This is a genomic window from Mycobacterium sp. NPDC050041 (assembly GCF_049541695.1).
Taxonomy (GTDB): domain Bacteria; phylum Actinomycetota; class Actinomycetes; order Mycobacteriales; family Mycobacteriaceae; genus Mycobacterium.
In genome coordinates, this window is record NZ_JBMVDG010000003.1 from 330,819 (window position 1) to 351,439 (window position 20,621).

The following is a 20,621-nucleotide window of genomic DNA, read 5'->3' on the forward strand; positions in this document are numbered from 1 at the left end:
GCCATCATGCCGAATGCTGTTATCGTCGTGGACGTTTGCCATTTTGACAAATGATCTGGTAAACAACGATCATGAAGCGGTCTCTCGTCGGGCTCGGCGCTCTCGTTCTCGTCGTCGGGGGCTGCACCGACGAGGCCGGTTACGTGCTGCCGCCCAAGGAGCAGGCCGTTGCGACCGCGACGAGCGCCGAAGCGACGACCACGACGGCCACTGACCCGTCCCGGCCGCAGCCCCTGGGCACCGCCCTCACCCTCGGTCCGGAGGGTGCCGAAATCGAGGTGACGGCCGACGAGATCAACCAGGACAGCGCGCCGACGATCATGCCGCCGGGCGGCGGTCACTGGGCCGGCACCCGTGTCCGCACGTGCGCCAAGGGTGACCCGTCGAGCCGGGTCGACGTCGGATCGTCGGAGTGGAGCGCCACCGACGCCGCAGGCGTCGTGTACAACGCCAGCACCTTGACCGAGGTCGGCTTCCCCGATGAGTTGTATCCCACCGCGTCGACGCTCACCGCCGGTCAGTGCGCCACAGGCTGGGTCATGTTCCCTGCGGGGTTCAGGGCGGTGCTGACGTCCGTCACCTTCACGCTCGACAGTGCGACCAAAGCGACCTGGACGACGCCCGTTCAGTAGGCGCCGGTCGCGCGGAACACCGCGCTGGCCGTCTTCATCGCGATCGCGAGGTCGCCGAGCATCGACCAGTTCTCGACGTACGAGAGGTCGAGCCGCACCGAGTCCTCCCATGACAGGTCGGAGCGCCCGCTCACCTGCCACAGTCCGGTGATCCCCGGTCGCACCAGCAGCCGGCGCTTGACGTGGTCGTCGTAGGTCTCGACCTCGCTGCGCAGCGGGGGCCGCGGGCCGACCACGCTCATCTCGCCGGTGAGGACGTTGATGAACTGGGGTAGCTCGTCGAGGCTGTAGCGGCGCAGGAAGCGTCCGACGCCGGTGACACGCGGGTCGTGGCGGATCTTGAACAGCATCGCGCCGCCCTCGTTGAGGTGGGCGATGTCGGCCAGCCGCCGATCGGCGTCGACCACCATGCTGCGGAACTTGATCATCTTGAACGGCTTGCCGTCGATGCCGATGCGTTCGGACCGGTACAGCACCGGCCCGCGGCTGGTCGCCTTCACGGCCACGGCCGCCGCCAGCAGCACCGGCGAGGTGAGCGCCAGCACGGTCAGCGCGAAGCAGACGTCGAACGCCCGCTTCTGGAACCGCTTGGCGCCGTCGTAGCGCGGTTTGTCGACGTGCAGCAGCGGCAGGCCGCCCACCAGGCGGACGGTGAGCCGGGGACTCGCGACGTCGGCCATGCCGGGCGAGACCACCAGGTCGACGTCGAGCTTCTCGAGCTGCCACGACAGGTCGCGGATGCCGTCGGCATCGAGGTGTCCGGAGGTCAGCACGACGGTGTCGGCGCCGGACATGGCGACCGCCGTGGCGATGTCCGTGTCGTACGGATAGGCGGGCACCGGACCGTCCGGCGGGATGTGCAGGGTGTCACGCGCCATCTGGCCGGGCACACAGACGCCGACGAGGCGGTAGCCGTCGCTGGGGGCCCGGGCCAACGACTTCGCCAGGGCCCGAACGGAATCCGGCCGACCGACCGCGAGGACGGTGTGCATGAATGCCCCACGCCGCCGGTGCCGCACCACGAACCGGCGCGAGAGCCATCTGCTCACGGTGAGCGCGAGCAGACCGAGCGGGAACGCGATCGCGAGGTACCCGCGGGCGATCTCGATCCGCAGCAGGGTGGTGGCGACGGCGATCACGCCGAACACCGACAGCGTCGCCATCCAGACCCGGCGGTACTCCTCGATGCCGCTACCCAGGATCTGGACCGACCGGGTGCGGTGCACGGTCAGCGCCGCGATCCACAGCGCCGCGATGGACGCCGAGACCAGGATGTAGTCGATCGAGCCGAGGCCGGCCAGGCTGGTCGCGGTCAGGTCGCCGAATCGGAGCATCTGGGCCATGGCGACGACACCGATCACGATCAGCGCGTCCGACGACATCAGCCAACGGGCGTAGTGCACCTGCCATTCGCGCAGGCCGGGCCGTGCCGCCGCGGTGATGCCGGGGGCAGCGGAGACAGACGTCACGGTCTGAAAACTCATCGGCCAGAATCGCCTTTTCTATTCGCCACTCGCAATACTGGCTAATAGTTACACAGTCTGAGTTGTCTGCCAACCAACCACACCGCCGTGTTACCTAGATCACTTACTGCGGCCAACGTGCTCGTCGGCGTCGATGTGCCGCCCCCACTGCGTAAACCTGAACTAACGGGTACGGAAGCTGCAATAGCCCTGGCATCGTGCCGTGCACCGGCGTGATCTCCTCGTCGACCCCTGGCTTGTGGCGGGCAGCGCCGTGACCACCCAACATGTCGTCAACGTGCAGATCTAGCAAATGATTGATATGTCGCCATAGCTCAGGTTACGGATCGCCGCTCGGTTCTCGGTCCAATGGGGCCGTCGCGGGCCCAGGACGTGCCGATAGCATCGACACCCATGACGAGCGTTACCGAGCCTTCCCAGACGCCCACGGACGGGTCCGCCGAGCACGAGCCGGACATCCATACCACCGCAGGCAAGCTGGCCGATCTGAAGAAGCGCACCGACGAGACGCTGCATCCCGTCGGGGAGGCCGCGATAGAGAAGGTGCACGCCAAGGGCAAGCTGACCGCCCGCGAGCGGATCCTGGCGCTCCTGGACGAGGACTCCTTCGTCGAGCTCGACGCACTCGCCAAGCACCGCAGCACCAACTTCGGCCTGCAGCAGAACCGGCCGGTCGGCGACGGCGTGGTGACCGGATACGGCACGGTCGACGGGCGCGACGTGTGTGTGTTCAGCCAGGACGCCACCGTGTTCGGCGGCAGCCTCGGCGAGGTCTACGGCGAGAAGATCGTCAAGGTGCAGGAGCTTGCGATCAAGACGGGCCGCCCCCTGATCGGCATCAACGACGGCGCCGGTGCCCGCATCCAGGAGGGCGTCGTCTCGCTCGGCTTGTACAGCAAGATCTTCCACAACAACATCAAGGCGTCCGGAGTGATCCCGCAGATCTCGCTGATTATGGGCGCGGCAGCGGGCGGACACGTCTACTCCCCCGCGCTGACCGACTTCGTCATCATGGTCGACCAGACCAGCCAGATGTTCATCACCGGACCGGACGTCATCAAGACCGTCACCGGCGAGGAGGTGACGATGGAGGAGCTCGGCGGCGCGCACACCCACATGGCCAAGTCCGGGCTGGCGCACTACGTCGCCTCCGGCGAGCAGGACGCCTTCGACTACGTCCGTGACCTGCTCTCGTACCTGCCGCCCAACAACTACGCCGATCCGCCGCGGTACCCGTCGCCGAACCCGTCGGGCCCCATCGAGGAGACCCTCACCGACGAGGACCTCGAACTCGACACGCTGATCCCGGATTCGCCGAACCAGCCGTACGACATGCACGAGGTGATCACCCGGATCCTCGACGAGGACGAGTTCCTCGAGGTGCAGTCCGGCTACGCGACGAACATCATCGTCGGATTCGGCCGGGTGGACGGCCGGCCGGTCGGCATCGTCGCCAATCAGCCCACTCAGTTCGCCGGCTGCCTGGACATCAACGCCTCGGAGAAGGCCGCGCGGTTCATTCGCACCTGCGACTGCTTCAACATCCCGATCATCATGCTGGTGGACGTACCGGGCTTCCTGCCGGGCACCGACCAGGAGTTCAACGGCATCATCCGCCGCGGCGCGAAGCTGTTGTACGCCTACGGCGAGGCGACGGTCGCCAAGATCACCGTCATCACGCGCAAGGCCTACGGCGGCGCGTACTGCGTGATGGGGTCCAAGGAGATGGGCGCCGACGTCAACGTCGCCTGGCCGACGGCCCAGATCGCGGTGATGGGCGCCTCCGGCGCCGTCGGCTTCGTCTACCGCCAGCAGCTCAAGGAAGCCGCCAAAGCGGGTGACGACGTGGACGCCCTGCGACTGCAACTGCAGCAGGAGTACGAGGACACTCTGGTGAACCCGTACATCGCCGCCGAGCGCGGCTATGTCGACGCGGTCATCCCGCCGTCGCACACCCGCGGCTACGTCGCCACTGCGCTGCGGCTGCTGGAGCGCAAGATCACCCAGACCCCGCCGCGCAAGCACGGCAACATCCCGCTGTGAGGCCCAGGAAGGCGAGCGCATGAACCACGATGCCGACATCACCGAGGTCAGCGATCCCCGGCAGATGACGATCGATCAGCCTGCGCCGGCCGCCCCGGAGTTCCATGTCGTCAAGGGCTCGCCGACCGAGGCGGAGATCGCGGCCCTGGTGACCGTGCTCGCCGGCGCCTCGGGCGCCCCGGCCGAACACGGTCCGCAGGAGCTCAACCCGTGGGGTCACCCGGTCGACAAGCTGCGCTACCCGGTCTTCAGCTGGCAGCGGGTCACCCTCTTGCAACGGACCCACATGAGGCGCTGATGAGCGCTTGCGCGAAGAACATCGAGCACTGATGAGCGCTTGATGCGGGTGGTCCTGGGTTCGGCGTCGGTGGGCCGGCTGGGCATACTGCGTCAGGCCGGCCTCGACCCGCTGGTGATCGTCTCGGGCGTGGACGAGGACGCCGTGATCGCCTCGCTGGGTCCGGCCGCCCCGGCGGATGTGGTGTGCGCACTCGCCGACGCCAAGGCGGACGACGTGGTGGGCCGCCTTCCCGGCGACGTCGCGGCGGACTGCGTGGTCATCGGCTGCGATTCGATGCTCGCCCTCGACGGACGCCTGCACGGCAAGCCGGGCACAGCGGATGCCGCCCGCCTGCAGTGGCATGCGATGGCGGGCCGCGCCGGCGCGCTGCACACCGGCCATGCCGTGCTCCGGGTCCGCGACGGCGAGACCGTCCAGAAAGCTGTCGAATCACGTTCTACAACAGTGCATTTCGCAACCCCGAACGAGGCCGATCTGGACGCCTACGTCGGCACCGGCGAACCACTGGGCGTGGCAGGCGCATTCACCCTCGACGGGTACGGCGGGTGGTTCGTCGATCGCATCGAGGGCGACCCGTCGAACGTGATCGGCGTCAGCCTGCCGCTGACCCGCCGGCTACTCGACCGCGTCGGGGTCCCCGTCACCGCACTCTGGTAGCGGTCATCGCTTCGGTTCCGCGTCGAGCCGGGGTACGACGTTGCCCGGCTTTGCCGGCGCGAGGATCTCGCCCTTCACGTCGACGATGGCCGAGTCGGTGACGATCGGCACCGCCGGATCAGGGCGCTTGAAGAACTGTCGCTCGACGGTGAAGCCGGGCTCGGTCACGCGGCCGGCGCTGCACTTGTCGAACTCGCCATCGAACGGCGGCCGTTCCGGTGCCCACTCCACCCGCGGATTCAACGGCAGCGCATCCGTTTCCGAGTTCCGGACCGCGACGCTGTGCAGGCAGGCCCAGAGGTTCTTGTCGTCGATGTACTTGCCGCTGGCGGGATAGATGTCGCGCGGCGCCAGGTAGTAGAGGTCGTAGAATTCGCCCCGCGGGGTCTGTCTGACCGTGTAACCGATGACCGGCAGGGATCCACGATTCTCCGGGGGCGGGGCGACGTAGGCATCGATAGCCGCCTGCCGGTCCTCGCGGGCCCGCTTGTCGGCCTCCTGCTGGGCGATCACGCTCTTGTACTCGCTGTCCGCCGACCAGAACATGATCCCGCCGAACACCACTCCGGCGATCAGGGCAAGCCCGCCGAGCGCCGTCATCAGGTAGGCGGCATCGCTGGGCTCGTTGGCCTCGGGATTGCGGAACTTCCACGACTCGAAGAGCCACCACATCTTTCGCGGCTGCAGCAGCATGAACAGGCCGATCGGGACGCCGATCAGCATCAGCAGGATTGCGAATCCCACGGCTACTGCACCCCGGCGAGGAGCGGGACGGGATTGCCGGGGGCCACAGGCACCAGCACGGTGCCGTCGGGACGGACGACGGCGCTGTTGGTGACGATCGTGGCGTCCGGCCTGATCTCGCCGATGCGGACGGTCGCGACGTCGGGCGACCAGGCGTCGGTCACGCGACACGTCGCCTCGCCGGCGAGTGTGGCCTTCAACCCCGGCGTCCAGCCGAGCTGTAGATCGGCGGTGATCCGGTCGGTGTTGATGCCGCGGACCTGCCGCATGACCTCACACCCCTGCTCGGAGAAGAAGTTGAAGCCGCCGGCCACCGGCGCCGATCCCGCAGGAACGAGATAGGACATGTCGAGGAAGGTGGCGCCGCCCTCCCGGGTCAGCCGGTAGCCGACGATGGGCAGCGCCCCACGCGACTGCGGACCTGACGTCAACGCGGCCCGCGGGGGCGGGGTGCGCTCGGTGGTCGTCGTGGCCGGCCGCGAAGACGCGTCGTCGCCGTTCGAGCCGCCGCTGGTGAACGCGAGCAGCGCGACGATGACCGACGCGACGATGAGGAGGATCCCGGTGAGCGAGGACATGCCGTAAGCGGCCTCGCTCGGTTCGTTGGCTTCGGGGTTCTTGTACTTCCACGACTCGGTGGCCCACCACAGCTTGTCGGGATTGCGGAACAGCCACACGCCGATCGGTACCCCGATCAGCAGGACCATGATTCCGAGTGCCACCCGAAAATCCTAAAGTCGCCGACCGGCCACTCAGCGCAGCAATTCCGGGGGCGGCGGTAGGCTCGCTGACGTGCCGCTCCCACCAGATCCCAGCCCCGCGCTGCAGGACTACGCCCACCCCGAACGCCTCGTCACCTCCGATTGGCTGGCGAGCAATCTCGGAAGGCCGGGCCTGGCCATCGTGGAATCCGACGAGGATGTGCTGCTCTACGACACCGGTCACATCCCCGGTGCGGTGAAGATCGATTGGCACACCGACCTCAACGATCCGAACGTGCGCGACTACATCGACGGCGCGCAGTTCGCCGAACTGATGGACCGCAAGGGGATCGCGCGCGACGACACCGTCGTCATCTACGGCGACAAGAGCAACTGGTGGGCGGCCTACGCGCTGTGGGTGTTCACCCTGTTCGGCCACCCGGACGTCCGGCTCCTGGACGGCGGGCGCGACCTGTGGGTCTCCGACGGCCGCGACACCACACTCGACGTGCCCAACCGGCGCTCCAGCGGCTACCCCGTCGTCGAGCGGGACGACGCGCCGATCCGGGCGTTCAAGGACGACGTGCTCGGCATCCTCGGCTCCCAGCCGCTCATCGACGTGCGGTCTCCTGCGGAGTACACCGGTGAACGCACCCACATGCCCGACTACCCGGAGGAGGGCGCCCTGCGCGGCGGGCACATCCCCACCGCCCGGTCGATCCCGTGGGCCAAGGCCGCCGACGACAGCGGACGGTTCCGCAAGCGCCCCGAACTCGAAGAGCTCTACGGATTCCTGCAGGAGGCCGACAAGACGGTCGTGTATTGCCGCATCGGTGAGCGCAGCAGCCACACGTGGTTCGTGCTGACCCATCTGCTCGGGCTGCCCGGCGTGCGGAATTACGACGGTTCGTGGACCGAATGGGGCAATGCGGTGCGCGTGCCCGTTGCCGTCGGGGAAGAGCCCGGCGAGGCGCCGTGAGTCCGGCCGCCGGGATGCCGGCCGCCCTCGCCGAGGTCGTCTCGGACTTCCAGGAGGTGCAGGGGCAGGACAAGCTGCGGCTGCTGCTGGAGTTCGCCGACGACCTGCCGCCGCTGCCGGCCGGCCTGGAGCAGGCCGCGATGGAACCCGTCCCGGAGTGCCAGTCCCCGTTGTTCCTGCACGTCGACGCCGGCGACCGGGAGCACGTGCGGCTGTACTTCAGTGCGCCGCGCGAGGCGCCGACCACCCGCGGCTTCGCCTCGATCCTGGCCACCGGGCTCGACGACCTGCCCGCCGAGGAGATCCTCGCCGTGCCCGACGACTTCTACTCCGACCTGGGTCTGGCCGCACTGATCAGCCCGCTGAGGCTGCGTGGCATGTCGGCCATGCTGGCCCGGATCAAGAACCGGCTAAGAGGCTGACGTCAGTTCGGTGCTTCAGCTAGCCGTAGCACTCGTCGCCGGCTCGGGCGATGCCCACCCCGTACCAGGCGTCTTCTGACATCGGCTCACCCGCTTCTGGCGACTGCCAGCAAACCTTCCAGAACTTGTCGACGAGGTGCGCCTGGTCGACGCCCTTGATGTTCTGGGTGTTGACGACCAGATCAGGATTGCCGGAGGCCGCTATGACCTCTGCCCGGGCCTCGTCGAGGGTCATGTCCATGACATCGGGCATCTCCGGCGGTTCCTGCGCCGTTGCGGTCGGCGCCGCGATGGCGGCTGCAGCAATCAAGATCATCGAGGTCATGTTGATCATGTGCACTCGCTTGTTCCGCATGAACTTCCCCTTCGCCCCGCCCGGGAACGAGGTTACAGCAACTGCCTGTCGGTCAACGCCCTGTTCGCGAGCCGTCATTTCCCGCGATGTCGCCCGGTGGCGATAGCCGGGCCGTCCGTCACCGCGATCGAACCTACTTGCCAGTAACGGACACCGGCTGGCCGAGACCTCAGGTGCGGCGCTTAAACTGCCCGGGATAAGTTCTTAAAGACGTTCTTAGAGACGCCCGCGCAGGGCGATCCAACAGGAGGCGAAGTGGCCAGTCACGCCAGCTCGAAGATCACGAAGGTGCTTGTAGCCAACCGCGGCGAGATCGCGGTCCGGGTGATCCGAGCGGCGAAGGACTCCGGGCTGACCAGCGTGGCCGTCTACGCCGAACCCGACGCCGACGCCCCGCACGTCCGGCTCGCCGACGAGGCGTTCGCCCTCGGCGGCCAGACCTCGGCCGAGTCCTACCTGGTCTTCGAGAAGCTGCTCGACGCGGCCGCGAAGTCCGGCGCCAACGCCGTCCACCCCGGATACGGGTTCCTGAGCGAGAACGCCGACTTCGCCCAGGCCGTGCTCGACGCCGGCCTGATCTGGATCGGCCCCAGCCCGCAGTCCATCCGCGATCTCGGTGACAAGGTCACCGCCCGTCACATCGCCGCCCGTGCGCAGGCCCCGCTGGTCCCCGGCACCTCCGATCCGGTCAAGGACGCCGACGAGGTGGTCGCGTTCGCCAAGGAGTACGGCGTGCCGGTCGCGATCAAGGCGGCGTTCGGCGGCGGCGGCCGCGGCATGAAGGTGGCCCGCACCCTCGAGGAGATCCCCGAGCTCTACGACTCCGCGGTGCGCGAGGCCGTCTCCGCGTTCGGCCGTGGCGAGTGCTTCGTGGAGCGCTACCTGGACAAGCCGCGCCACGTCGAGGCCCAGGTGATCGCCGACACCCACGGCAACGTCGTCGTCGCGGGCACCCGCGACTGCTCGCTGCAGCGCCGCTTCCAGAAGCTCGTCGAAGAGGCGCCCGCGCCCTTCCTGACCGACGCGCAGCGCAAGGAGATCCACGAGTCGGCCAAGCGCATCTGCAAGGAGGCCGGCTACTACGGCGCGGGCACCGTCGAGTACCTGGTCGGCCAGGACGGCCTGATCTCGTTCCTCGAGGTGAACACCCGGCTGCAGGTCGAGCACCCGGTCACCGAGGAGACCTCGGGCATCGACCTGGTTCGCCAGCAGTTCCGGATCGCCAACGGCGAGGCGCTCGACATCACCGAGGACCCGACCCCGCGCGGCCACTCGATCGAGTTCCGCATCAACGGCGAGGACGCAGGCCGCGGCTTCCTGCCCGCACCCGGCCCGGTCAGCAAGTTCGAGGCGCCGCAGGGGCCCGGCATCCGGCTGGACTCCGGCGTCGAGACGGGCTCGGTGATCGGCGGCCAGTTCGACTCGATGCTGGCAAAGCTGATCGTCACCGGCGCGACCCGCCAGGAGGCGCTGGAGCGGTCGCGGCGCGCCCTCGACGAGTTCACCGTCGAAGGCCTGGCCACCGTCATCCCGTTCCATCGCGCCGTGGTGTCCGATCCGGCGTTCATCGGTGACGAGAACGGTTTCACCGTGCACACCCGCTGGATCGAGACCGAGTGGGACAACAAGGTCGAACCCTTCACCGGCGGCGATCCGATCGAGGAAGAGGACACCATCCCCCGGCAGACCGTCGTGGTGGAGGTCGGCGGCCGCAGGCTGGAGGTGTCACTGCCCGGCGACCTCGCGCTCGGCAACGGCGGCTCGGTCGGCGGCTCCGCCGGTGTCATCAGGAAGAAGCCGAAGCCGCGTAAGCGCGGCGCCGCCGGTGGCGCTGCCGCCTCGGGCGACTCCGTCACCGCGCCGATGCAGGGCACCGTCGTGAAGGTGGCCGTCGAGGAGGGTCAGCAGGTCTCGGCCGGCGATCTCGTCGTGGTGCTGGAGGCGATGAAGATGGAGAACCCGGTCACGGCGCATAAGGACGGCACCATCACCGGCCTCGCGGTCGAGGCCGGCGCTGCCGTCACGCAGGGCACCGTCCTCGCCGAGATCAAGAGCGAGGGCGAATAGCCGCTCGGGGCACTGCGGGTTCACCGACGGGTTCGTCCCTGCGCCACGCCAGGCGGACGACCGACACGACGAGCACACCGAGCGTGGCACCCGCTGTGTTCGCCGCGATGTCGGACAGGCTGGGGTCGCGGCCGGGCAGCAGTACCGCCTGGGTCAACTCGATCCCCGCCGACGCAGCCGCTCCGGCGAGCATGGCGAGCCACCACCGACGCCTCGTCAGGTAAGCCGCGGCCAGCATCCCGAACGGGATGAAGAGCAGCACGTTGGTGATGAACTCGACGACGGAGAGTGGCGCGTGGGTGACGTGCCGGATCCACCGCAGGGACGGGTTCACCAACTCCTCGGTGCTCGGCCAGAACACGATCAGGGCGATCACACCCACGTAGGCCGCCGTCCACAACGTCAGAACACGACGGCGGCGCGCCCTGCTCGCGGCGCGTGTCTGGGTGTCGGGCATGCGTCCTCACGGTTTGTCGTTCGACGGGCGCCGCTGCCTCGCAAGACCGTCTCAACGGTACAGAAGTGGTGCGCCCCGCACCGTCCTCGCCGAAGAGGGACGCCGAGTGGCCGTCAGGACCGGATGAACTCCAACAGGTCGGCGTTGATGGTGTCGGCCTGCGTGGTGGGCATGCCGTGCGGGAAGCCCTCGTAGGTCTTCAGCGTCGCGTTCGCGAGCAGTTCGGCTGAGCGCGGCCCGGAGTTCTCGTACGGCACGATCTGGTCGTCGTCGCCGTGCATGACCAGCACGGGCAGCTGGATCTTCTTCAGATCTTCGGTGAAGTCGGTCTGCGAGAACGCGACGATCCCGTCGTAGTGGGCCTTCGCGCCGCCCATCATGCCCTGGCGCCACCAGTTGGCGATGATCGCCTCGCTCGGCTCGACCCCGTCCCGGTTGAACCCGTAGAACGGGCCGGACGGCAGCGCGCGGTAGAACTCGGATCGGTTGGCCGCGAGCTGCGCCTGCAGGTCGTCGAAGACGTCCTTGGGCAGGCCGCCGGGGTTGGCATCGGTCTTCACCATGAGCGGTGGCACGGCGCTGATCAGGACGGCCTTGGCCGCGCGGTCCTCGCCGTGGCGGGCCAGATAGTGCACCACCTCTCCCCCGCCTGTCGAATGACCGACGTGCACGGCGTCGCGCAGGTCGAGGTGATCGACAACGGCCTTCAGGTCGTCGGCGTAGTGGTCCATGTCGTGGCCGTCGCCGGTCTGCGTCGAGCGGCCGTGGCCGCGACGATCGTGCGCCACGACGCGGTAGCCCTGCGCCAGGAAGAACAGCAGCTGGGTGTCCCAGTCGTCCGACGACAGCGGCCACCCGTGACTGAACACGATGGGCTGGCCCGACCCCCAGTCCTTGAAGTGAATGTCGACACCGTCATTGCTCGTGATGAAGGGCATCGGCTCATGCTACGCAGCGGACGCGAACGTTACAGTGCGCGGATGGAACCGATCGAGATCAACGCCGGCAGTTGGTATCTGCGCGCACTGCGCGCCGACGATCGCATCGACGACCGGCCGTCCCTGGCGGACCTGGGCGAGACGGATCGGGACTACGTCGCACGCGCCGCGGCCGGCTGGGCGTCCGACGTCCGCTACACCTGGGCGGTGGCCGAGCCCACCACCGGCGAACTGCTCGCGGAGGTCGCGCTGACGCCGGGCACCGGATCGGTGTCGCTGCGCGCCCGGCCCGGACATGCCGAGGCGGCAGAGCGCGCGGCCGAGGCGGTGCGGCGCTTCGCCGACTCGCTCGACGGCTGATCAGCTCTCGTCGATGTCGCGGCCGGTGGCCAGGTCGGCGCAGTCCACCGTCACCACGTCGGGACGGGAACGCAGGAACGGCCCGGCCCCGCGGTCGCCACTGAGGCTCTGCAGCAGCTGCGGCCAGTGCCGCCGGTGCACCACCACAGGGTGACCGGGACGGCTGCCGTACACCGCACGCGCCAGCCCGGCCGGCGACTCCTGTGCCGCCGCCAGCACCCGCCGCACCACGTCGGCCCCGATGTCGGGGGTGTCGACGGTGTGCAGCACCGCCAGGTCGGCCGACCCGATCGCCTCGATACCGGCCCGCACCGACGCGCTCATGCCGTCCGCCCAGTCGGAAGCGATCACGGCCCGCGCGGGCGGGGGCACCTCGACCAGCGCCGCACCGAGCACCACCACCACGTCGGCGCATCCGCCTTCGGCCAGCGCCGCCACCGCCGTCTCGAGCCATTGCCCCTGCGCGGCAGCGGCTTTCGGCATCCCATAGCGGGTACCCGCGCCGGCGGCCAGCAGCACTCCCGCGGCATTCGACATGCGAACAGTGTGGACCTGGCCGATCCTGGAGCGGTGGCACCCCTGCCGAGCGCCGGGCTGGCCGACTTCAACCGTCTGCCCGGACCACAACGCGTGCGACTGCTGACCGGCGTCTGCGCCTCACCGCTGTGGGCGCAGCGGGTGGCCGCCGGTGCGCCGTACGCCGACGTCGACACGCTGCTCGACGTCGCCGACCGGGTGCTCGCCGAGTTGAGCGAGGCCGAGATCGACGCGGCGCTGGCCGGCCATCCCCGCATCGGCGGACAGGTCGACAACGCCGCATCGGCGCGCGAACAGGCCGGCGTGATGACCGCGGGCGACGACGTCCGTGCGGAGCTCACCGCGAAGAACCGGGCCTACGAGCGCCGGTTCGGGCACGTGTACCTGGTGTGCGCCAGCGGCCGGTCGGCCGAGGACCTGCTCGCCACGCTCACCGGCCGGTTGGCCAACGATGCGGGCACCGAGCGGCGGGTGCTGCGCGAGGAGCTCGCGAAGATCAACCGGCTGAGGTTGCGGCAACTGGTCGGCGATCCGTCGTGACCGCTCGAGAGCCCGCGAGTGTGCGCCTTTGCGCGGTTATCGTCGGCGTGTCGCGCGCAGACACGCACGCTCGGCAGAAGGGTTGAGCGCATGAGCCTGTCCACCCACGTCCTCGACGCGTCCACCGGCAGGCCCGCGGCGGGTGTGCCGGTCACCCTCACCGACGCCGGCGGCACGCTGCTGGCGTCGGAGAACACCGACGACGACGGCCGCATCGCCGGCCTGGCCGACCGCCTCGAACCGGGCGTCTACCGGTTGCGCTTCGACACCGCAACGTATTTCACCGCCGCAGAGGTCACCGGCTTCTACCCCGAGATCGTGGTGGCCTTCGAGGTCACCGACGCCGCGGCCAAGTATCACGTGCCGGTGCTGCTGTCGCCGTACGCCTATTCGACCTACCGAGGGAGTTGAGCCGTGTCCGGCATCATCCTGGGCAAGAACCAGTACGGCAAAGCCGAGAACCGGGTCGTGCGCATCTACCGCGACTCCCCGCGTCACGAGATCCACGACGTCAACGTCTCGACCTGCCTGCGGGGCGACTTCAGCGCCGCCCATCTGGCCGGCGATCAGTCCGACGTGCTGCCCACCGACACCCAGAAGCAGACCGTGTACGCCTTCGCCAAGGAGAAGGGCCTCACCTCGATCGAGGACTACGGGCTGGACCTCGCGCGCCACTTCGTCGGCGACATCGCGCCCGTGCAGGGCGCCCGTATCGAGATCGAGCAGTACTCGTGGCGGCGCGTGGTGGTCGACGGCCGCGAACACGACCACACCTGGGTGCGCGCCGGCGAGGAGGTGCGCACGGCCGCGGTCACGGTCGCCGCCGATGGCGACGGGGCCGGGGGCGGCGAGTGGGTGGTCGGGGGCTTCAAGGACCTCGTCCTGCTCAAGTCGACGGGCTCGGAGTTCGCGGGATTCCTCACCGACCCGTACACGGTGCTCGAGCCGACCCACGACCGCGTGATGGCCACCTCGCTGGTGGCTCAGTGGCGGTTCGCCACGGTGACCGGAATCGACTGGGACGGCGTCTATGCCGGCGTCAAGGCCGACATGGTGACCCAGTTCGCCAACGTCCGGTCGCTGGCGCTGCAGCAGACGCTCTACGAGATGGGCCGCGCCGTCCTCGAGCACCACCCCGAGATCGTCGAGGTGCGGATGTCCGCCCCCAACAAGCACCATTTCGCCTACGACCTGGCGCCCTTCGGCCTGTCCAACGACAACGAGGTGTTCCACGCCGACGACCGGCCCTACGGCCTGATCCAAGCCACCGTCACCCGGGACGACGCACCGCCCGCCGGGCCGGCCTGGGACCCGCAGCGCGGCTGGTTGAGCTGAGACATCGGGACCGCTGAGACATCGCTGAGCATTCGGTGAATCGATTGTCGAATGCGCGAGTACCGGCGTAGGGTCATCTCAGGTTGAGTTCACAGCCAGCTGGATACGTCATCGGCGCGGCCGAACCTCGACCGTGACGCCGAAGGCTTTGAGGACGCAGGGCCTGAACGATTGACGTGACTCAGCGCGAACCGCGCACACCCCACCAAAGGGAGTCACGATGTCATCTTCACTTTCTCCATCATCACCGCCGACCTCGCCGTCAGACGCAGACCGGGCCGACGAACACACCCGCAGCGGCGGAGCCACGTTCAGCACCGGGTGGCCGGAGCCGTCGTGCGTGTTGATCACCGCACGAGGTGACCTCGACGCGGCCAACGCGAACGACTTCGTCGACTGGGCGATGCAGCACGCCGCTCACGCAAAGCGCATGGTGCTCGACCTGTCGGGAATCGAATTCTTCGGCACCGCAGCGTTTTCGGCGCTACACACGTTCAACGTGCGGTGTGCAGGCGCCCGCGCCGAGTGGGTGCTGGTGCCCGGCTCGGCCGTGCTGCGGCTGCTGCGGATCTGCGACCCTGACGCGATGTTCCCGCTGTGCGACGACGTCGACACGGCGATGGCCGCACTGCGGGGCGAGTCGCAGCGGTTACTGAAGCTGGTCGCGGAGCCGCGCTAGCGACTTCGCGAGCAGCCGCGACACATGCATCTGTGAGATGCCGACCCGCTCGGCGATCTGGGTCTGGGTGAGCGACTCGAAGAACCGCAGCAGCAGCACGGTGCGTTCGCGCTCCGGCAATGCGGCCAGCAGCGGCCGCAGCGCCTCGCGGTTCTCGATCTGATCGAGTCCCAGATCCACGTCGCCGAGCGTGTCGGCGATCGCAGGCGCGTCCTCGTTACCGCTGTTGCCACCGCTGTCGATGGACAGGGTGTTGTAGGAGCTGCCCGCGACCAGACCCTCGACCACCTCGTCGCGGTCCATCCCGAGTTCCTCGGCCAGTTCGGACGCGGTCGGGGCACGGCCCAGCCGCTGGGACAGCTCGGCGGTCGCGGCGCCCAGCCGCAGGTGCAGCTCCTTGAGTCGCCGCGGCACCTTCACCGACCAGCTGTTGTCCCGGAAGTGCCGGCGCACCTCGCCCATGATGGTCGGCACGGCGAACGACACGAAGTCCGAGCCGGCGTCGACGTCGAACCGGATGACCGCGTTCACCAGACCGACCCGGGCCACCTGGACGAGGTCGTCGCGCGGCTCGCCGCGGCCGTCGAAGCGGCGGGCGATGTGGTCGGCCAGCGGCAGGCACCGCTCGACGATGCGGTCGCGGTGGCGCTGGAACTGCGCGGAACCCTCCGGCAGGCCCTGGAGTTCGCGGAACATCGCTGCCACATCCGCGTATTCAGAGTTCGAGCGAGACGACGAACCCTTCGACGAGGATCGAGTCACCGCAGTGAGCTCGCTCTCCTCGTGGTCATCGAGATCCCGAAGATCTGTCCGTCCGCCGCTTCATTGCCGTTCCGCTGGAAGGTCTGCACATCGTCGGTCAGCGAGCTCAGGACGTGCCAGCTGAAACTGCCCTGGGCGAGCACGTCGGTGGTCTGGCACGTGGTCGAGGCGTCGACGACGACCTCGGTGTCGCGCGGGTGGACGGCGACCACCAGCGTCGAGTCGGGCACCGCGGAGCGGATCAGCCGGGTACAGGCCTCGTCGACCGCCAGCCGCAGGTCGGCGACGGCGTCGAAGTCGAGGTCCTCGAACGTGCCGACGGCGGCGACCAGGGTGCGCAGCACGGCCAAGTTCTCCAGCTTGGCGACCACCCGCAGTTCGACCGACCGGTCGGCGCTGAGGTGCCCGTCGTCTGGATTGTCCGAATCCACCATCTGACCTCCCGGCAACATCGAAGCGAGATTACCCCAGGACGAATCCCAGCTAACCACCGGCGGCCCGGGATCCCACGAAAACACACGTGTGACCGGTGATTCGACCGGGTAACTGCAACGCATGCAAGCCGCCGTCCGGGACCTGAGATGACACCGACACACTGTGCGCCGACCCTGTCCTCACCATGGTCCACGACCAGTACCCCGACGTCGGCCCGCGCCAAACACAGGATCCCCCCATGCGTCTTCGCCGCAGCGTAGTCACCGGGCCCGGACTGCACCGGGTGCGCCGGGGCAAGGGCTTCTCCTACACCGACTCCGAGGGCAGGCCCGTCACCGACAAGAAGACGCTGGAACGCATCAACGACCTCGTCATCCCGCCGGCGTGGAAGAAGGTGTGGATCTCACCGCACGCGAACGGTCACATCCAGGCGCTCGGGGTCGATGTGGCGGGGCGCAAGCAGTACCTCTACCACCAGCAGTGGCAGGAGGAGCGCAACGAGGAGAAGTTCGACCGGGTCCTGGAGATGTCCAAGGGGCTGCCGGACATGCGCAGGCAGATCGCGGCCGACCTGCGCGGCCGCGGCCTGGAGCGCGACCGGGTGCTGGCGCTGGCCCTGCATCTGCTCGATCTCGGGTACTTCCGCGCCGGTGGTGAGCAGTACGCCCTGGAGAACAACTCGTTCGGCATCGCCACGCTGCTGTGCGAGCACGTCACCGTGCAGCGCGACGCGGTCGCGTTCGACTTCCCGGCCAAGAGCGGGGTGCGCCGGACGCGGGTGATCGACGACCCCGAGGTGGTGCGGTCGGTGCGCGCGCTGATGCGCAGGCCCGAGCGCACTGACCGGCTGCTGGTGTGCCGGAATACCTCGGGCTGGCGCGACATCCACGCCGACGACCTCAACGCCCGGTTCAAGGAACTCGTGGGCCCCGAGTTCAGCGTGAAGGACATGCGCACCTGGCACGGCACCGTGCTGGCGGCGGCGGCGTTCGTCGACGCCGACCCACCGGTCGATCCGAAGGTGATCAAGCGGGTGGAATCGGCGGTGATGAAAGAGGTCTCGGAGGAGCTCGGCAACACCCCGGCCGTGGCGCGGACGTCCTACGTCGACCCGCGGGTGGTGAAGGCCTACGAGGGCGGCACCACCATCGCGCCTGCCGTGCGGCGCGCCGACCGCACCCGCCGTGCCGACGAGAAACAGGCCATCATCGAGCGCGCGACCGCGCTGATGATCCGCAAGGTCGCCAAAAGTCAGTAGCCCGAGGGCGTTCCGTTGCCGAGGTAGATCAGACCGGCCGCGATGGGGCCCGCGGGGTCGAGTAGGTTGCGGGTGTCGACGACGACCGCCCCCGGCGCCTGCTCGGCTATCTGCGCCCAGTCCAGCTCGCAGAACTCCGGCCACTCGGTGAGCACCACGATCGCGTCGGCATCCTTGGCCGCCAGGTACGGGTCGTCCACGGCCACCACCGACGCCCGGCGCAGCGCGGTCTGGTCCAGGTTCGCCAGCCGCGGGTCGTAACCGCAGACCTGGGCGCCCCTTTGGCTCAGCTGCTCGCAGATGGTCAGCGCCGGCGAGTCGCGGATGTCGCTGGTGCCCGCCTTGAAAGTCAGCCCCAGCGCCGTCACCCTGGCCGCCGGCAGCGGCACGCCCATCGCACGGGTCAGCGCGGCGGCGAGGTGATCGGCGTGCGCGGCGTTGGTCTCGCGCGCCGAAGCCACCTCGCGCAGTTCGACATTGCGCAGGCGTCCGGTGTGCAACAGCGCCGCAGTGTCCTTCGGCAGGCAGGAACCACCCCAACCGGGGCCGGGGCGCAGGAAGTGCTGACCGATCCGCACGTCGGCGCCCATGCAGCGGGTGACGTCGCCGATGTCGGCACCCACTTCGGGGCACAACCGGGCCAGGGAGTTGATGTAGGAGATCTTCACGGCCAGAAAAGCATTGCTGGCGTACTTGGCCAGCTCCGCGCTCTCGGGAGTCATCCGCAGGATCGGCCCCGGGCCACGGCTGTACACCTGCTCCATCAGGTCCGCCGCGTCCGCGTCGTCGGCGCCGACGACGATCCGGTCCGGATTGCGAAAGTCGTAGACGGCGTGGCTCTCCCGCAGGAACTCAGGGTTGGACACCGCGCGGATGCCGGTGCCGGCGAGCCGTTGCGCCGCCCGCCGCGTGGTGCCCACGGGCACCGTCGACTTCATCGCCAGCACCGCGCCCGGTCGCAGCACCTCGGCGAGCGCATCGACCGCCGCGTCGACCGCACCGAGGTCCGCCGAGCCGTCCGGCCTGCTCGGTGTGGGCACGCAGACGAACACCACGTCGCGGTCGGCCAGGTCGGTGAAGTCGGCGCTGAAGTGCAACCGGCCCGCGGCGAGTCCCTGCTCGAGCAGTTCCGGCAGGCCGGGTTCGTCGAGCAGGGCCACCCCCCGCGACAGCTCCCGCACCCGCACCGCGTCCACGTCGACGCACACCGTGTCGAGTCGTTCGGCCAGGCAGACGGCAGTGGTCAGGCCGACGTAACCGGCGCCGACGACGCCCGTGCGCAGCGCCGTCATGCGCGTACCCGCAGCAGCGAGTCGACCGCGTCGAGCACCTGCGTCTCGGTCAGCCGCAACAGTCCGGAATGGGGTTCGTCGGCGTGCGGGTCACCGGTCTCCCCGGCCCACAGCGCGACGTGCGGTCCGCCGTCGCGCGGACCCCAGCGGTCCGGCGGCGTCGGCCCGAACAGCAGCACCGACGGCGCACCGGTGGCCGTCGCGATGTGCCCCACGCCGGTGTCGTTGCACACCAGCAGCCGACAGTCGTTGACGAGCGCCACCATGCCGAGCAGGCCGAGTGTTCCTGCCAGCACCGACGTGTCGGGCAGGCCGGCCTGCCGCGCCACCGAGCGGGCGAGGTCCAGCTCGTTGCAGTCGCCGGTGATCACCACCTCGTGCGCGGCGTCGTGCAACGCCGCCGCGACCGCGGCGAACCGCTCAGCCGGCCAGCGCCGTGCCGCCGCCGCCGCACCCGGATGGATCACCACCACGCCGGAGCGGTCCGGGTAGCCGTGCGGCCGGGCGATACGCAGATCCTCGGCGTCGCACGGTATTCCGGCCCACTCCAGCAGCCCGCACCAGCGGTCGACCTCGTGCACGTCGGCACGCCACGCCGGACCCTGCAGACCGTCGTAGGCGTCGTGCCGGTGCGTCAGCAGGGTTCGGGGCCGCATCGCGAGCAGGTCTTCGATGCTCTGCGGTCCGCTGCCGTGCAGGTTGACCGCGAGTGCAGGCGGGGTGCGCCACGGATGCAACCGGCCGAGACCCGGCGTCGGCTCCACCGCGTTGACCGCACCCGAGAGCTTGGCCAGGCCGCAGAACCGTTCCGGGGTGGCGAGCACGATGTGGGCGTCGGGGTAAGCCCGCCGCAGTCCGCGCAGCGCCGGTATCCCGGTGAGCAGGTCGCCCAGTCCCAGCGCACGAAGGACCAGGATGGTGTCCTGCGTCGCCGGGGCCGTCACGGCCATGAGGATTCCGTCGACGCGGCGACCACCAACTCCCGGATCTCGCAGCCCTGCGGTTGCGAGAGCGCGAAGACCACCGTCTCGGCCACGTGTTCGGGACGGTTGAGCTTGGCATCCGCCGGCGGCTTGTACTGCTCGTCGCGGTCGTCGAAGAAGGCGGTGTGCATACCACCGGGGATCAACGTGGTGACGCCCACCTCGCCGGCGAGTTCGGCGGCCAACGCCCTGCTGAACCCGATCACACCGAACTTCGACGCGCAGTACGCGGTGGCGTCGCTGACGGCCTTGATGCCCAGCGTCGAGGCGCAGGTGACGATCCGGCCGCCGGTGGCGCGCAGGTAGGGCAGCGCGGATCGGATGACGGCAGCGGTGCCGAGCAGGTTCACGTGCACGACGCGTTCCCAGTCCTTGGCCGAGACGTCGCCGAGCTTGCCGCACTTGTCGGTTCCGCCGGCGGTGAACACGCCGTCGATCCGGCCGTCGACCGAGTCGGCCAGGCTGCGCACGGCGGCGTCCACCGCCTCGGTGTCGGCGAGGTCGGCGTGGGCGAAGGCGACGTCGCCTGCGGGAGTGTTGATGTCGATCACCAGCGGTGTGCCGCCGTGCCGGACGACGGCCTCCACGGTGGCCGCGCCGAGGCCCGATGCGCCACCGGTGATGATGATGTTGCCGAGTTCGCTCATGGGTGTTCCCTTG

General features: G+C 69.1%; 25 protein-coding genes. 13 read left to right on the forward strand and 12 right to left on the reverse strand.

What is annotated here, in order from left to right; genetic code table 11:
* Positions 1-71 precede the first annotated feature (71 nt).
* Positions 72-632: a hypothetical protein gene (locus ACPCHZ_RS12010; protein WP_423484961.1), complete on the forward strand. Its 561-nt coding sequence runs from the start codon at positions 72-74 to the stop codon at positions 630-632.
* On the opposite strand, the gene ACPCHZ_RS12015 is transcribed toward ACPCHZ_RS12010, so the two are convergent.
* Positions 626-2,116: a sugar transferase gene (locus tag ACPCHZ_RS12015; protein WP_423484962.1), complete on the reverse strand. Its 1,491-nt coding sequence runs from the start codon at positions 2,114-2,116 to the stop codon at positions 626-628. The genes ACPCHZ_RS12010 and ACPCHZ_RS12015 overlap by 7 nt on opposite strands.
* Positions 2,117-2,509: 393 nt before the next feature.
* Here ACPCHZ_RS12015 and ACPCHZ_RS12020 point away from each other — a divergent pair, with 393 nt between their 5' ends.
* Genes ACPCHZ_RS12020 through ACPCHZ_RS12030 form a run of 3 tightly spaced genes read left to right on the forward strand, consistent with a single transcriptional unit; the run spans position 2,510 to position 5,117 of the window.
* A complete protein-coding gene (locus tag ACPCHZ_RS12020; protein WP_364971978.1) occupies positions 2,510-4,159 on the forward strand; it encodes an acyl-CoA carboxylase subunit beta in 1,650 nt (549 codons plus the stop codon).
* Positions 4,160-4,178: 19 nt separating this feature from the next.
* Positions 4,179-4,457: an acyl-CoA carboxylase subunit epsilon gene (locus tag ACPCHZ_RS12025; RefSeq protein ID WP_423484963.1), complete on the forward strand. Its 279-nt coding sequence runs from the start codon at positions 4,179-4,181 to the stop codon at positions 4,455-4,457.
* A 42-nt stretch (positions 4,458-4,499) separates the two neighbouring features.
* Positions 4,500-5,117: a Maf family protein gene (locus ACPCHZ_RS12030; protein WP_423484964.1), complete on the forward strand. Its 618-nt coding sequence runs from the start codon at positions 4,500-4,502 to the stop codon at positions 5,115-5,117.
* A gap of 3 nt (positions 5,118-5,120) precedes the next feature.
* On the opposite strand, the gene ACPCHZ_RS12035 is transcribed toward ACPCHZ_RS12030, so the two are convergent.
* The gene (locus ACPCHZ_RS12035) at positions 5,121-5,861 is read right to left on the reverse strand and encodes a DUF6199 family natural product biosynthesis protein (protein ID WP_423484965.1); all 741 of its coding nucleotides are present in this window, start codon (positions 5,859-5,861) and stop codon (positions 5,121-5,123) included.
* Positions 5,862-5,863: 2 nt separating this feature from the next.
* The gene (locus ACPCHZ_RS12040) at positions 5,864-6,583 is read right to left on the reverse strand and encodes a DUF6199 family natural product biosynthesis protein (RefSeq protein WP_423484966.1); all 720 of its coding nucleotides are present in this window, start codon (positions 6,581-6,583) and stop codon (positions 5,864-5,866) included.
* 70 nt (positions 6,584-6,653) lie between these two features.
* Between ACPCHZ_RS12040 and ACPCHZ_RS12045 the strand changes: the two genes are divergently transcribed.
* The gene (locus ACPCHZ_RS12045; RefSeq protein ID WP_423484967.1) at positions 6,654-7,541 is read left to right on the forward strand and encodes a sulfurtransferase; all 888 of its coding nucleotides are present in this window, start codon (positions 6,654-6,656) and stop codon (positions 7,539-7,541) included.
* Between the two features lie 14 nt (positions 7,542-7,555).
* Positions 7,556-7,963, forward strand: coding sequence for a SufE family protein (locus ACPCHZ_RS12050; RefSeq protein ID WP_423485365.1), 408 nt, complete (start codon positions 7,556-7,558; stop codon positions 7,961-7,963).
* A gap of 19 nt (positions 7,964-7,982) precedes the next feature.
* Here ACPCHZ_RS12050 and ACPCHZ_RS12055 read toward each other — a convergent pair whose 3' ends face one another.
* Positions 7,983-8,297 carry a PASTA domain-containing protein gene (locus ACPCHZ_RS12055; protein WP_423484968.1) on the reverse strand — a complete coding sequence of 105 codons (315 nt, stop codon included), beginning with the start codon at positions 8,295-8,297 and terminating at the stop codon, positions 7,983-7,985.
* A 276-nt stretch (positions 8,298-8,573) separates the two neighbouring features.
* Here ACPCHZ_RS12055 and ACPCHZ_RS12060 point away from each other — a divergent pair, with 276 nt between their 5' ends.
* Complete coding sequence (locus ACPCHZ_RS12060) at positions 8,574-10,385, forward strand: biotin carboxylase N-terminal domain-containing protein (RefSeq protein WP_423484969.1); 1,812 nt, start codon at positions 8,574-8,576, stop codon at positions 10,383-10,385.
* Here ACPCHZ_RS12060 and ACPCHZ_RS12065 read toward each other — a convergent pair.
* Together ACPCHZ_RS12065 and ACPCHZ_RS12070 are read right to left on the reverse strand one after the other, a co-directional pair.
* Positions 10,366-10,842 carry a VanZ family protein gene (locus ACPCHZ_RS12065; RefSeq protein WP_423484970.1) on the reverse strand — a complete coding sequence of 159 codons (477 nt, stop codon included), beginning with the start codon at positions 10,840-10,842 and terminating at the stop codon, positions 10,366-10,368. The genes ACPCHZ_RS12060 and ACPCHZ_RS12065 overlap by 20 nt on opposite strands.
* Before the next feature lie 113 nt (positions 10,843-10,955).
* A complete protein-coding gene (locus ACPCHZ_RS12070; RefSeq protein ID WP_364971990.1) occupies positions 10,956-11,780 on the reverse strand; it encodes an alpha/beta fold hydrolase in 825 nt (274 codons plus the stop codon).
* A gap of 42 nt (positions 11,781-11,822) precedes the next feature.
* Between ACPCHZ_RS12070 and ACPCHZ_RS12075 the strand changes: the two genes are divergently transcribed.
* A complete protein-coding gene (locus ACPCHZ_RS12075) occupies positions 11,823-12,140 on the forward strand; it encodes a hypothetical protein (protein ID WP_364971992.1) in 318 nt (105 codons plus the stop codon).
* On the opposite strand, the gene ACPCHZ_RS12080 is transcribed toward ACPCHZ_RS12075, so the two are convergent.
* On the reverse strand, positions 12,141-12,677 hold the full coding sequence (locus ACPCHZ_RS12080; RefSeq protein WP_423484971.1) for a nucleotidyltransferase family protein: 537 nt from the start codon (positions 12,675-12,677) through the stop codon (positions 12,141-12,143). It abuts the gene before it with no gap.
* 42 nt (positions 12,678-12,719) lie between these two features.
* Between ACPCHZ_RS12080 and uraD the strand changes: the two genes are divergently transcribed.
* From uraD to ACPCHZ_RS12100, 4 genes are all read left to right on the forward strand, one after another.
* Complete coding sequence (uraD, locus tag ACPCHZ_RS12085; RefSeq protein WP_423485366.1) at positions 12,720-13,217, forward strand: 2-oxo-4-hydroxy-4-carboxy-5-ureidoimidazoline decarboxylase; 498 nt, start codon at positions 12,720-12,722, stop codon at positions 13,215-13,217.
* Positions 13,218-13,307: 90 nt separating this feature from the next.
* Complete coding sequence (gene uraH / locus ACPCHZ_RS12090) at positions 13,308-13,628, forward strand: hydroxyisourate hydrolase (protein WP_423484972.1); 321 nt, start codon at positions 13,308-13,310, stop codon at positions 13,626-13,628.
* 3 nt (positions 13,629-13,631) lie between these two features.
* Positions 13,632-14,552 (forward strand): factor-independent urate hydroxylase, encoded by a 921-nt coding sequence (gene pucL, locus ACPCHZ_RS12095; protein ID WP_423484973.1) that lies wholly within the window; start codon positions 13,632-13,634, stop codon positions 14,550-14,552.
* Positions 14,553-14,772: 220 nt separating this feature from the next.
* Positions 14,773-15,231: an STAS domain-containing protein gene (locus ACPCHZ_RS12100; RefSeq protein WP_423484974.1), complete on the forward strand. Its 459-nt coding sequence runs from the start codon at positions 14,773-14,775 to the stop codon at positions 15,229-15,231.
* Here ACPCHZ_RS12100 and ACPCHZ_RS12105 read toward each other — a convergent pair.
* A complete protein-coding gene (locus tag ACPCHZ_RS12105) occupies positions 15,202-15,927 on the reverse strand; it encodes an RNA polymerase sigma factor SigF (RefSeq protein WP_423484975.1) in 726 nt (241 codons plus the stop codon). The genes ACPCHZ_RS12100 and ACPCHZ_RS12105 overlap by 30 nt on opposite strands.
* Before the next feature lie 62 nt (positions 15,928-15,989).
* A complete protein-coding gene (locus ACPCHZ_RS12110) occupies positions 15,990-16,427 on the reverse strand; it encodes an ATP-binding protein (RefSeq protein ID WP_423485367.1) in 438 nt (145 codons plus the stop codon).
* Between the two features lie 239 nt (positions 16,428-16,666).
* Here ACPCHZ_RS12110 and ACPCHZ_RS12115 point away from each other — a divergent pair, with 239 nt between their 5' ends.
* Positions 16,667-17,686 (forward strand): DNA topoisomerase IB, encoded by a 1,020-nt coding sequence (locus ACPCHZ_RS12115; protein ID WP_423484976.1) that lies wholly within the window; start codon positions 16,667-16,669, stop codon positions 17,684-17,686.
* Here ACPCHZ_RS12115 and ACPCHZ_RS12120 read toward each other — a convergent pair.
* From ACPCHZ_RS12120 to ACPCHZ_RS12130, 3 genes are read right to left on the reverse strand one after another with little or no spacing between them, the layout of a single operon-like run.
* Complete coding sequence (locus ACPCHZ_RS12120) at positions 17,680-18,978, reverse strand: UDP-glucose dehydrogenase family protein (protein WP_423484977.1); 1,299 nt, start codon at positions 18,976-18,978, stop codon at positions 17,680-17,682. The two genes, ACPCHZ_RS12115 and ACPCHZ_RS12120, sit on opposite strands and share 7 nt — an antisense overlap.
* Complete coding sequence (locus ACPCHZ_RS12125; RefSeq protein WP_423484978.1) at positions 18,975-19,928, reverse strand: glycosyltransferase family 9 protein; 954 nt, start codon at positions 19,926-19,928, stop codon at positions 18,975-18,977. The genes ACPCHZ_RS12120 and ACPCHZ_RS12125 overlap by 4 nt, the downstream gene beginning before the upstream one ends.
* Positions 19,919-20,608, reverse strand: a complete 690-nt coding sequence (locus ACPCHZ_RS12130; RefSeq protein WP_364972003.1) for an SDR family oxidoreductase — start codon at positions 20,606-20,608, stop codon at positions 19,919-19,921. The genes ACPCHZ_RS12125 and ACPCHZ_RS12130 overlap by 10 nt, the downstream gene beginning before the upstream one ends.
* Positions 20,609-20,621: the final 13 nt, after the last annotated feature.

What these genes read in the sequence shown, in the direction of transcription:
- ACPCHZ_RS12010 (WP_423484961.1), top strand. Translation starts at nt 72, where the DNA reads ATGAAGCGGTCTCTCGTCGGGCTCGGCGCTCTCGTTCTCGTCGTCGGG.
- ACPCHZ_RS12015 (WP_423484962.1), bottom strand. Translation starts at nt 2,116, where the DNA reads ATGAGTTTTCAGACCGTGACGTCTGTCTCCGCTGCCCCCGGCATCACC.
- ACPCHZ_RS12020 (WP_364971978.1), top strand. Translation starts at nt 2,510, where the DNA reads ATGACGAGCGTTACCGAGCCTTCCCAGACGCCCACGGACGGGTCCGCC.
- ACPCHZ_RS12025 (WP_423484963.1), top strand. Translation starts at nt 4,179, where the DNA reads ATGAACCACGATGCCGACATCACCGAGGTCAGCGATCCCCGGCAGATG.
- ACPCHZ_RS12030 (WP_423484964.1), top strand. Translation starts at nt 4,500, where the DNA reads ATGCGGGTGGTCCTGGGTTCGGCGTCGGTGGGCCGGCTGGGCATACTG.
- ACPCHZ_RS12050 (WP_423485365.1), top strand. Translation starts at nt 7,556, where the DNA reads ATGCCGGCCGCCCTCGCCGAGGTCGTCTCGGACTTCCAGGAGGTGCAG.
- ACPCHZ_RS12055 (WP_423484968.1), bottom strand. Translation starts at nt 8,297, where the DNA reads ATGATCAACATGACCTCGATGATCTTGATTGCTGCAGCCGCCATCGCG.
- ACPCHZ_RS12065 (WP_423484970.1), bottom strand. Translation starts at nt 10,842, where the DNA reads ATGCCCGACACCCAGACACGCGCCGCGAGCAGGGCGCGCCGCCGTCGT.
- ACPCHZ_RS12070 (WP_364971990.1), bottom strand. Translation starts at nt 11,780, where the DNA reads ATGCCCTTCATCACGAGCAATGACGGTGTCGACATTCACTTCAAGGAC.
- ACPCHZ_RS12075 (WP_364971992.1), top strand. Translation starts at nt 11,823, where the DNA reads ATGGAACCGATCGAGATCAACGCCGGCAGTTGGTATCTGCGCGCACTG.
- ACPCHZ_RS12080 (WP_423484971.1), bottom strand. Translation starts at nt 12,677, where the DNA reads ATGTCGAATGCCGCGGGAGTGCTGCTGGCCGCCGGCGCGGGTACCCGC.
- uraH (WP_423484972.1), top strand. Translation starts at nt 13,308, where the DNA reads ATGAGCCTGTCCACCCACGTCCTCGACGCGTCCACCGGCAGGCCCGCG.
- ACPCHZ_RS12100 (WP_423484974.1), top strand. Translation starts at nt 14,773, where the DNA reads ATGTCATCTTCACTTTCTCCATCATCACCGCCGACCTCGCCGTCAGAC.
- ACPCHZ_RS12105 (WP_423484975.1), bottom strand. Translation starts at nt 15,927, where the DNA reads ATGTTCCGCGAACTCCAGGGCCTGCCGGAGGGTTCCGCGCAGTTCCAG.
- ACPCHZ_RS12110 (WP_423485367.1), bottom strand. Translation starts at nt 16,427, where the DNA reads ATGGTGGATTCGGACAATCCAGACGACGGGCACCTCAGCGCCGACCGG.
- ACPCHZ_RS12115 (WP_423484976.1), top strand. Translation starts at nt 16,667, where the DNA reads ATGCGTCTTCGCCGCAGCGTAGTCACCGGGCCCGGACTGCACCGGGTG.
- ACPCHZ_RS12120 (WP_423484977.1), bottom strand. Translation starts at nt 18,978, where the DNA reads ATGACGGCGCTGCGCACGGGCGTCGTCGGCGCCGGTTACGTCGGCCTG.
- ACPCHZ_RS12125 (WP_423484978.1), bottom strand. Translation starts at nt 19,928, where the DNA reads ATGGCCGTGACGGCCCCGGCGACGCAGGACACCATCCTGGTCCTTCGT.
- ACPCHZ_RS12130 (WP_364972003.1), bottom strand. Translation starts at nt 20,608, where the DNA reads ATGAGCGAACTCGGCAACATCATCATCACCGGTGGCGCATCGGGCCTC.